Genomic DNA, 9,875 nt, shown 5'->3' on the forward strand with positions numbered 1-9,875 from the left:
TGGCGTCCGGAGCGGTCTGCACGGCCGTTCCGGACGCCTTGCGTCATGTGCCGAGAACGGCGAGCAGAGGACCGGTCAGCAGCCCCAGCAGCACGGACACGGCGGCCGTCGCGTAAGCGGTGCGCATCGCCCAGCGGCTGATCTCAGGTGCGGCCGACTCCTCACCTCGGAACGCCGGGCCGATCCACCGCAGGTAGTAGAAGACACTGATGACCGTGTTGATGGCGGCCACGACGACGAGCCACACGAGGTCGGCGTCGAAGGCGGCGGTGAACACGGTGAGCTTGCCCGCGAACACGACGGTCGGCGGTGTGCCGACGAGGCCGAGCAGCAGCACGACGAGGCTGAGCGTGAGCCATCGGTGGCGGCGGATCAAGCCCCGGTAGTCGGCGAGGACCGTCGCGCGGGGGAGTGCGCACACCACGGCGAACGCGCCCAGGTTGGTCACGGCGTATCCGCCGAGGTAGAGCAACACGCTGGGCAGCGCGAGCTCACTGCGGCCGTCCGCGGCGACGCCGACGAGCAGGTAGCCGACCTGGCTGATCGTGGAGTACGCCAGCAGTCGGCGGACGTTGTCCTGGAAGAACGCTGCCAGGTTGCCCAACGTCATCGTCACGGCAGCGATGATCGCGACCAGAAGCGCCCAGTCCACCCGCGTCTGCCCCAGCGGCACGGCGACGAACCGGTAGATCGCGACCACCGCGCCGATCTTGGGCACCGTCGTGATGAACGCCGCGACCACGGGCTTGGCCCCCTCGGTCACGTCGGGCACCCAGAAGTGGGCCGGCACCGCGCCGGCCTTGAACAGCAACCCGGCCAGGACCGCGATCGCACCCACAGCCAAGCCCGCAACGGGTGCGTCCGCGAGCCCGCTGCTCAAGGCGGTGTACTCGGTCCCACCGCCCACGCCGAAGAGCACCACGAGACCGGCCAGCATCGTGACGCCGAGCAGGGCTCCCATCAGGTAGAACTTGAGCGCCGCCTCGGTGCCGGGCGAGTCCTTGGCGAAGCCCGCGAGCGCGTAGAGGGGGATGCTGGCCAGCAGGTAGCCGGCGGCCAGCAGCATGAGGTCGCTCGACCCGGCCAGGAGCACGCTGCCCAACCCGGCGAGCAACAGCAGCACGACGAACTCGCTCTCCCGCATCGCGCCGCGGATGGAATCACCCGCCAGACCCAGCACCAGCAGCACGGACAGCAGCACGGCGACCCGCGTGGCGTTGGTCGCGACGTCCACCACGTAGGTCTCACCGAACACCGCCATCGGCTCGCCGGACCACGCGGAGGCCGTCACGACCAGACCGGCCCCGCAGGCGAGCGCGGCCAGCAGCCGCACCAGCCACTGCCGGTGTTTCGGCAAGTAGGAGCCGAGGAGCAGGCCGAGCACGGCGGCGCCGGCGAGAAGGATCTCGGGCAGCAGGGCGAGGGGGTTCTCGTCCATCATCTCCACGACGGTGTCACCCGCCGAGGATCGAGGTGAGCACCCGCGAGGCGGGCTCGATGAGGTCCAGCAGGAAGCGCGGGAAGAGTCCGATGACGATCGCCAGCACGATGAGCGGCGCGATGGAGGTCGCCTCCGGGGCGGTGAGGTCCCGGAACGGGCCGTTGGGCGAGCGGAACGAGCCCATCAGCAACTGCTGCAGGGCGCGTAGGAACAGCGCGGCCGTGATCAGGATGCCCAGGAAGGCCACGGCGGTGGATACCGGTGCGCTGCCGAGCGACCCGGTGAAGATCTGGAACTCGGCGATGAACCCGGAGAAGCCCGGCAACCCCAACGAGGCGAACGCGGCCAGACCCGTCAACCCGGCGAAGCGCGGCGCCTGCGCCGCCAACCCGCCGTAGCGGTCCATCTCGTAGGTGCCGCCGCGCTCGTAGAGCACACCGGCAAGCAGGAACAGCGCGCCGGTGATCAGGCCGTGGCTCACCATCTGGGTGACCGCGCCGGTCACCGCGAGCGCACGGGCCTGCGCGTCGGACGACGAGATCACCCCGGCCGCGCCGACGGCGAGGATGACGTATCCCATGTGGTTGACCGACGTGTAGGCGATCATCCGCTTGAAGTCGCGCTGTGCCAACGCCACCAACGCCCCGTACACGACGCTCACCACGCCGATGACCACGAAAACCATCGCGTAACTCCGCCAGGTGTCCGGCAGCGCGGGCATGGCGATGCGCACGAAACCGTAGGTGCCCATCTTCAGCAGCACGCCGGCGAGGATCGCCGACCCGGCCGCCGGTGCTTCGGTGTGCGCGGGCGGTAGCCAGGTGTGGAACGGGATGGTCGGCGTCTTGATCGCCAGTCCCAGAGCCAGTGCCGCCAGCACCAACGCCGCTATGGTGCCCTTGCCCGCCAGCGGGTCCTGGCGGATCAGTTCCACGATGTCGAAGGTGTGCGGTACGGCTGCGAGGTACAGGCCGATGAACCCGAGCAGCAGTGCCAACGAGCCGAGGAACGTGTAGAGGAAGAACTTCAGCGCGGCGCGGGCCGCGTCCCGATGGCCCCAGCCGGCGATCACGAAGTACATGCCCACGATGGACAGGTCGAAGAAGACGAAGAACAGGATGAGGTCGAGCGAGACGAACAACCCGAGGCACACCGTCTCCAGGAACAGGAACAGCGCCGCGTACGACCGGACCCGTCGCGTCTCCCGCGCGGAGTAGATCGCGCAGGCCAGGAACAGCACCGTCGTGAGCGCCACCAGCGGCAGGCTCAGCCCGTCGACGCCGACGTGGTAGCCGGAGTCCACGCTCGGGATCCAGCGCCGGTCGACCTCGTAGGCGAACCCGGATTCCCCAGGTCGGTAGCCGATCCACAACGCGACGACGAGCACCAGGTCCAGCGCGCTCGCCGCGATCCAGATCGACCGCACGACCCGGTCGCTCACCCGGGGCAGCGCGAGCAGCGCCACCGCCACGGCGACCGGTAGGAAGACCACGATGCTGAGCACGTTCACCTCATCCTCGTCCGACGACGATCACCAGCAACGCCAGCACCGCGAGAGCGACCACGGCTTGGGCGTAGTAGTGGTGCAGCCGGCCGGTCTGCGGCCGCCTGGCCACACGGCCGAGATCACGCGTGACGCCCGTGATCCACCGCACCAGCCGGTCCACCGACCAGTCGACCTTCGCATCGGCGACACGCGCCACCACGCCGCCCAGACCCGCCGTCACGCGCACGCCACCGTCCACGAAGCGGTCGTCGAAGCGGGCGAGCAACCCGGCGAGCGCGACCACGGGCGTGCCGAAGCCCCTGCGCACCCCGGCGTCCAGCACCCGGTCGTCGAAGCGGGCCAGCAACCCTGCGAGCCCGACCACCGGCCCGCCGACGCCCCTGCTCACCAGCGCGTCCAAGTGCAACCATGCGGACAGCGCCCGCACCCGGCCCGCGAGAACGTCCGAACCGCGACGAGTCGACGCCGCCGCTGACCCAAGCGCGACCAAGGCGATCACCGCGGACAGCACGGCCTCCCACCACCGGGAATCGCCCAAGCCGAACACCGCACCCAGTCCTGCCGCGCCGACCGCCAAAACGGGCAGCGGCCACTGCTGAAGTCGTGTCACCACCCTCGTGCCACGTTCCTCGGTGTCGAACTCGGGGCTCACCGCCGGCGGTCCCCACAGCAGGAACAACGCCCGGCCCGCGTACAGGCCGCTCGCCACCGCCGCGGCGAGTCCCACCACGTACAGCGCGGAAGAAGAGTGCAGTGCCGAGCTCAGCACGGCGTCCTTGGTGAACCAGATCGACAACGGCGGCACACCGGCCAGCGCGACCGCTCCGACGCCGAAGCTGATCCCCACCACCGGATAACGCCGCCCGACGCCACGCAACGCATCCAGATCCTTGGTACCCAAAGCCGTGAGCCAGGCGCCCGCGCACAGGAACAGCAAGCTCTTCGTCGCCGCGTGCGAGACCAACTGCCCGGTACCGGCCGCCAGGCCACCGGCGCCTGCGGCGAGCACCATGAACCCGACCTGGGAGCACGTCGAGGCGGCCAGCAACTGCTTGAGGTCCCGCTGCACCACTGCCACCGCGCCGAGCACCAACGCCGTCAGCGCGCCGACCCAGGCGACCACCGCGGCCGCCCACCCGGTCGCACCGAGCAGGGGCTGCACCCGGAGCAGCAGGTACGCCCCCGCCGCGACCATCGTGGCCGAGTGCAGCAGCGCGGACACCGGGCTTGGGCCGGCCATCGCGCGGGACAACCAGAAGCTGAACGGCAACTGCGCCGACTTGCCGAGAGCCGCCACGACCACACCCGCCGCCGCCACGTCCCGCCACCCCGGCTCGATCTCCGGCAGATCGGCCAGCGCGAGTCCACCGGAACCACCGGCCAGCATCGCCCCCGCGGCCAGGTAGAGGCCGAGGTCGCCGGTCCGCGTGGTCAGGAACGCGACGCCGCCCGACGCGACCCGGTTCTCGTCACGCCACCAGAAGCCGATGAGCGCGTAGGAGGTCGCGCCCATCACCTCCCACGACATCAGCAGCGCCGTCATCGTCGTCGCGGTGACGGTCACCAGCATCGCGCCCGCGAACAGCAGCACCAGCCCGAAGAACCGAGCCCGAGCGTCGCTGATCTCACCGGCCGAGAACACCAGCACTGCCAGCAGCACGGCGGTCACGGTCACCACCATCACGGCGGACAGCCCGTCCACCGCCAGCCCGACCGGAATACCGTCGAGCAGCGGCGCCGACACCGCCGGACGCGTGACCGCGACCCACATCGCCAGCACGAGCACGACGACACCGGTGCCCACGGCGGCTGCCGAGGCGAGTCGATCGGCCCGCCGACCGACGACGGCCAGCACGGAACCGATGACGACCGGCACGGCTACGAGCAACCACAGCAGCACGCCGTCAGCCCTTCAGATCCGTGGCCATGTCGGTCATGTCGACGTCCCGGCTGCGGAAGATCGCTGTGGTGACGGCGAAACCGACCGCCATCTCGATGGCCATCGCGGTCACCGCAAGCAGCACGATCACCTGCCCGTCGCCGCGGTCGGGCGAGGTGTGGAACCAGAACGCGGCGGCGCCCACGATGACCGCGTTCACCATCAGCTCCAGCCCCATCATGATCATCACGATGGACTGCTGGGACAACGCGCCGTACAGCCCGACGCTGAACAGCGCGGACGCGAGCAGCAGGAAAGCCGGGAGGCTCATCGGCCCAGGCCTCCCCGGATCGGGTCACGCGGGCGTTCGCGCTCCAGCCGGTCGCCGTAGCGGTCGTAGCGGCCCCGGTGCGTGGCCAGGACGACCGTGCACACCATGGTCGCGAACAACGCCAGGCCGAGCACGATCATGACCAGCATCTTCGACCCCATCAGGGCTTCGCCGAGTTGCATCGTCGGGTCCTCCGGCCGCGGAGCGGACGATGTCGGCCACGGTGTGAGCAGCACACCGGACGCGAGCAGGACGAACGTGCCGACGGCGATGGCCAGCGAGCCTTTCTGGTTGTGCACCATCGTCATCGGCATCAGGCCCGCCGGGTTCATCATGTACATGATCATGAAGACCGCCATGACGACCATCTCCATGATCATCATGAGGATGACCAGCACGCCGAGGTAGGGCAAGTCCAGCAGCAGCACGGTGCCCGCCGCGAAGATGAACGACGCCAGCAACGCGAACGTGGCGCGGGCCATCGAGTCCACTCGGAACACCGCGACCCCGGTCGCCACGGCGAGCACCGCGCACACCCAGAACAGCACGTCACGCCACACCGGAGATCACCTCCACACGACCACGACGGACACGAACAACGCCTGGAGCAACATCGTCGGGATCAGCACCATCCACGCGATCTCCTGGAACCTGTCCACCCGGATGGTCGGGAACCGACGTCCGGCCCACACCAACAGCGCCAGCACGGCGGCGGTCTTGATCACCGACCACAGCCAACCGGGCAGCAGCGGCCCGTTACCGCCGCCCAGGAACAGCGGCACCGCCATCGCCGCGCCAGACGTGAGCAGCAGCCACCGCCCGGCGACGAACACCAGTCGGTCCACACCCGACAGCTCCGCCAGCACGCCGCCCGCCGCGTCGGCTCCGGTGGCCTGGTCGAACGGCCGGGAGAACGCCATGGCCGGCACCGACACCAGGTAGACGACGAACGCGATCGGCATCCAGACCACGAACCACACCTCGTCCTGCGCCGCCACGATGTCGCCCACCCGCAGCGACCCCGCGCCGAGCGCCGCGGTGATCAGCGCGAACATGTGCGGCAACTCGTACGCCAGGCCCTGGGCAACAAACCGGTAGCCGGCCACCAGGCCGAACGCCGAGTTCGCGCCCCAGCCCACCAACCACACTGCCGCCCAGGCAACGACCTCCATCGCGTTGAACCACACGACACCAACCGACAGGTCGCCGACCACCCAGTCACCCAACGGTGTGGCGGCCGACGCCAGTACCGCCGCAACCAGCAGCACAACCCCGCCCGCTCGCCACAGCGTGAAGTCGGCGGCGAGCGTGCCGCGGCGTTGCTGCACCAAGAGCCCAGCTGTGGCACGGAGTGGTCGGGCGAAGTCGAGCGGGGCGCCCGCGGCCTTCGACGCCAGCACGGAGTCCAACGAGGCGGCTGCCAGCGCGAAGGCGACCAGGACCAGCGGCAACAGGAGGCCGCCCCACCACGCTGTCTCCTCAACCATGCGCGTGCACCCGCCGGCCGAGGTCCAAGCCCACGCCGGCCACGATCAATCGCGCGGCGGACAACTCCGTACCGACCAACAGGTGCGGGAGGACGTCCGACGAGAGCGTCTCGTCTTCTCCCTCGATCCAGCGGTAGAGGCGATCAAGGGTATCGGCGCCCTCATGCTCGCCGATACCTGCCAGCGACCACCGCAGCGTCCGGGAACGCCGCACCCGCTTGGCCCAGCGGTCCAGTTGGGGTTCGGGTGTCCACCCGGCCAAGATGTCGTCTCGCAGGCCTCGTGCAGTGGTGGCCGCGTCCTGCCAGCCGGCGACGGACAGCAACCTGGCCGCGCTGTCGAGCCGGTGGACGAGCGCAGGGTCGGCAACCTCTTGGTGCCATGACGGGTGATGCCCACCGTCGAGCAGTTCCACCTGTGCCTCTTGGACCACGTCTCCCTGCAGGACCGTGTGAACGATGAGACCTTCCGGCCAGTCCGGCAGGGCCGGGCCCAGCGGAACGTGCAGCACATCGAGCATCAGACCGTCGCGGTCGGCCGCGCGGTCCGCCATCGGCACCCCACCGGGCATCTCCGTGCCGGACATGTCGTGCCCGTGGTGACCGCCGTGCGTCGAATCGGTGTCAGGTTCTTCCTCGCGGTGCTGTTCTTGGGGATCGTGTTGGTGAACCGCCTCGTGCCGGTGGCCACCGTGGTCCGCGTTCGGTGTGGCGGACCCGCAGGACATGCCTGAGCCGCAGGACATCTCGTGTGCGTCCCCAGGAAGCTCCGCCGGTTGATGAGCGGCTTCGTCGCGTTGGCGCACCCGGTCGTGCAGTCGATCGACTGCGGCGTCCAGTGCGGTCGGCGCTTCCGTCGCGGCGGTGACGTGGGTGCGTGCCCGTGGAAGAGGCATGGCGTGCCACACGCGGTCGATGTAGGTGTCCAGTCCGGATGTGGGCCGGCCGGCGACAACGAGCAGGTTCGCCTCGGCCGGACTGCTCGCGGTCGACCAGCCCCGTTCCCGGATGACCCGTTCCACGGCGAAGCGAGCGAGGGTGCCGCCGGGCGAGGTGATGACGAAGGGCCGCGGGGGAGTGCGCTTGAGGAACCACTCGATCAGGTCCATCGGAACACGCCTTCCCGCCAGGCGTACCAGACCCCGGCCATCAACACCGAGAGGAAGAGGAACATCTCGACCACCGCCGGCGTGCCCAGCTCCGCCACGACGAGCGTCCACGGGTACATGAAGACCATCTCCATGTCGAACGCGAGGAACACCATCGTGATCGTGTACCAACGCACGTGATAGCGGGAGACCGCGTGCTCGCTCGGCAGGTGCCCGGAGAGGAACGGCGACGCGTCGGTCATCGCCGCGCTCAGGCGGAACAACGTGGCCGCGCCGTACAGCGCCGCCACCGAGGCGATCGTCACCGCCGGCAGTGTCACGAGGCCGGTCATGTTCCCCGACTATCCACGGTCGTAGATTTTAGGGGCCGGACGATCGACTCGCGACCGATGCGATCGACGACGTCAGTGGCAGGCGACCAGGATGACGGCCAGCAGTCCGGTGAACGCGGCGATCACCGGGATCACCATGGCCGCAACACAGGCCGCTCCGTAGGCCAGCAGGCTACGAGCCGAATCAGGTCGGCGGCGCGGGGTGGCCAGGAGTTCGAGCCTCACCTCGACCGAGTCCCGGCCCATCGCGAGCGCCGAGCCCGGTGTGCCGTTGCCCGACACCCCCAGCAGCGCTGCCCGGACGGCGTCGACCCCGCAGGCGCGGACGGCGGCGGCGTCGGCGGCGAGCTCGACCAGTTCCCGCACGACGGCGGGCGCGCGGCGGAACAAGGGGAGGAACGGCAGCGCGGTCGCCACCGCGTCACCGGCGGCGACAAGGAGGTGGTGCCTGCCGCGCAGGTGGGCGCGCTCGTGGGCGAGCACGGCGTCGACCTGTTCACGGGTGAGCCGGCGGTGAAGTCCTTCGGTGGCGACGACGACGCCCGGCGTGCCCGCCAGGCTGAAGGCCAGCGGCTCGTCGTGGTCGAGCCAGAGCGTCGCCGGCGAGCCGGGTTCGCGATGGGCGGCGACCCGGAGCATCGCCAGGTGGTCCCGGCGCCTGCCCGCCCGCCGGCGTGCGCCTCTCACGCTCACGACCACCAGCCGGCTCAGGAGCCCGACCAGCAGCACCAGGCCGACGACGCCGCCGGTGGCCTCGACGCGCGGCGTCATGCCGTGGGTCAGCGACGACCAGCACTCGTGCGCCAAGGCCAGCGCGTGGGAACCATGGTCGGGCAGGAGGAGCAGTGTCACGGCCAGGGCGGCGGTGGTCACGACGCTCACGGCAGACGCCAGCCAGGTCAGCAGCAGGACCAGTGGGTCGGTGCCGCGTGCGACCAGGCGCAGCAGCTGACGGGGTGCGAGCACGCCCATGAGCCCCGCCGTGACCAGCAACGCGGCGGCCACGGTCATCTCTTGCGCGACCTCCTGGGCAGTGCCTTGCGCAGCAGTTCGGTCTCGTGCTCGGACGCGGAGCGCGCGAAGTGCAGCAGCACACCATCCGGGTCGCCGGAAGCGTTGACCAGCTCGCGCACGGCGTTCGCCGCGGCTTCGGCACGGCTCGTCGTCGGCTCGTAGTGGTAGGCCTTGCCGACGAGTTCGCGCTGGACCCAGCCCTTGCGGTGCAGGTTGTCCAGCACGGTGAGCACCGTGGTGTAGGCGAGCTGCTTGCCGGTGTCGAGGTCGCTGAGGACGTCACGGACCTTCATCGGCTCGGACGCGCGCCACAGCACGTCCATCACCGCTGCCTCCAACTCGCCCAGCCCGTGCATCACGCCCCCTTCGACCACGACATGTTACGTGGTCGAAGGAGACCTCAGAAGACACGACCTCTACTAAGCGATATAGTAGGAGTGGGCTGGCGCTGCCCGCGCGCGGCCCGTGTCCGTCGAGATCCTCCCCCCTCCTCGGCGGCTGCGTCGGGTGAGCCGGGCGTGTGTCTCCCGTCCGGCTCACCCGATGTCTTCCTCGTCCTGCCGGCTCCGGGCCTTCGGGAAACTCCGACTTGACATCCGCGTACCCCCAGGGGGTATGTTTCGGCCGCCCTACGGGGTACCCCCTCGGGGTATAGGAACGAAGGACTGGAAGGACTTGTCATGAACCCCGATCCCCGGCGCTGGTGGGCACTCGTCGTGCTCGCGGCGGCGCAGTTCATGGTCATCATGGACACCTCGATCATCGCTGTGGCGCTG

Annotated in this window: 10 protein-coding genes; all 10 read right to left on the bottom strand. The window is 69.8% G+C overall.

Annotated features, from left to right (window positions below):
• Positions 1 to 43 precede the first annotated feature (43 nt).
• On the bottom strand, positions 44 to 1,441 hold the full coding sequence (locus tag ADK67_RS21855) for an NADH-quinone oxidoreductase subunit N (RefSeq protein ID WP_331459334.1): 1,398 nt from the start codon (positions 1,439 to 1,441) through the stop codon (positions 44 to 46).
• A gap of 13 nt (positions 1,442 to 1,454) precedes the next feature.
• The gene (locus ADK67_RS21860) at positions 1,455 to 2,945 is read right to left on the bottom strand and encodes a complex I subunit 4 family protein (RefSeq protein WP_053718344.1); all 1,491 of its coding nucleotides are present in this window, start codon (positions 2,943 to 2,945) and stop codon (positions 1,455 to 1,457) included.
• 7 nt (positions 2,946 to 2,952) lie between these two features.
• Positions 2,953 to 4,848 (bottom strand): NADH-quinone oxidoreductase subunit 5 family protein, encoded by a 1,896-nt coding sequence (locus ADK67_RS21865; protein ID WP_231648306.1) that lies wholly within the window; start codon positions 4,846 to 4,848, stop codon positions 2,953 to 2,955.
• Between the two features lie 4 nt (positions 4,849 to 4,852).
• Positions 4,853 to 5,158 carry an NADH-quinone oxidoreductase subunit NuoK gene (nuoK, locus tag ADK67_RS21870; RefSeq protein ID WP_053718317.1) on the bottom strand — a complete coding sequence of 102 codons (306 nt, stop codon included), beginning with the start codon at positions 5,156 to 5,158 and terminating at the stop codon, positions 4,853 to 4,855.
• Complete coding sequence (locus tag ADK67_RS21875) at positions 5,155 to 5,718, bottom strand: NADH-quinone oxidoreductase subunit J (RefSeq protein ID WP_053718318.1); 564 nt, start codon at positions 5,716 to 5,718, stop codon at positions 5,155 to 5,157. The genes nuoK and ADK67_RS21875 overlap by 4 nt, the downstream gene beginning before the upstream one ends.
• A gap of 6 nt (positions 5,719 to 5,724) precedes the next feature.
• A complete protein-coding gene (locus ADK67_RS21880) occupies positions 5,725 to 6,645 on the bottom strand; it encodes an NADH-quinone oxidoreductase subunit H (protein WP_053718319.1) in 921 nt (306 codons plus the stop codon).
• Positions 6,638 to 7,753, bottom strand: a complete 1,116-nt coding sequence (locus tag ADK67_RS21885; protein WP_053718320.1) for a hypothetical protein — start codon at positions 7,751 to 7,753, stop codon at positions 6,638 to 6,640. Before ADK67_RS21885 ends, ADK67_RS21880 begins: the two co-directional genes overlap by 8 nt.
• Positions 7,744 to 8,085 (bottom strand): NADH-quinone oxidoreductase subunit A, encoded by a 342-nt coding sequence (locus ADK67_RS21890; RefSeq protein ID WP_053718321.1) that lies wholly within the window; start codon positions 8,083 to 8,085, stop codon positions 7,744 to 7,746. Before ADK67_RS21890 ends, ADK67_RS21885 begins: the two co-directional genes overlap by 10 nt.
• Before the next feature lie 72 nt (positions 8,086 to 8,157).
• Positions 8,158 to 9,096, bottom strand: a complete 939-nt coding sequence (locus tag ADK67_RS21895) for a M56 family metallopeptidase (protein ID WP_053718322.1) — start codon at positions 9,094 to 9,096, stop codon at positions 8,158 to 8,160.
• Positions 9,093 to 9,455 carry a BlaI/MecI/CopY family transcriptional regulator gene (locus ADK67_RS21900; protein WP_053718346.1) on the bottom strand — a complete coding sequence of 121 codons (363 nt, stop codon included), beginning with the start codon at positions 9,453 to 9,455 and terminating at the stop codon, positions 9,093 to 9,095. The genes ADK67_RS21895 and ADK67_RS21900 overlap by 4 nt, the downstream gene beginning before the upstream one ends.
• Positions 9,456 to 9,875 lie beyond the last annotated feature (420 nt).

This window comes from Saccharothrix sp. NRRL B-16348 (assembly GCF_001280085.1).
GTDB lineage: Bacteria > Actinomycetota > Actinomycetes > Mycobacteriales > Pseudonocardiaceae > Actinosynnema.

Coding starts and splice junctions, on each gene's coding strand:
- ADK67_RS21855 (WP_331459334.1), bottom strand. CDS start 1,441: ATGATGGACGAGAACCCCCTCGCCCTGCTGCCCGAGATCCTTCTCGCC.
- nuoK (WP_053718317.1), bottom strand. CDS start 5,158: ATGAGCCTCCCGGCTTTCCTGCTGCTCGCGTCCGCGCTGTTCAGCGTC.
- ADK67_RS21880 (WP_053718319.1), bottom strand. CDS start 6,645: ATGGTTGAGGAGACAGCGTGGTGGGGCGGCCTCCTGTTGCCGCTGGTC.
- ADK67_RS21885 (WP_053718320.1), bottom strand. CDS start 7,753: ATGGACCTGATCGAGTGGTTCCTCAAGCGCACTCCCCCGCGGCCCTTC.
- ADK67_RS21890 (WP_053718321.1), bottom strand. CDS start 8,085: ATGACCGGCCTCGTGACACTGCCGGCGGTGACGATCGCCTCGGTGGCG.
- ADK67_RS21895 (WP_053718322.1), bottom strand. CDS start 9,096: ATGACCGTGGCCGCCGCGTTGCTGGTCACGGCGGGGCTCATGGGCGTG.
- ADK67_RS21900 (WP_053718346.1), bottom strand. CDS start 9,455: ATGCACGGGCTGGGCGAGTTGGAGGCAGCGGTGATGGACGTGCTGTGG.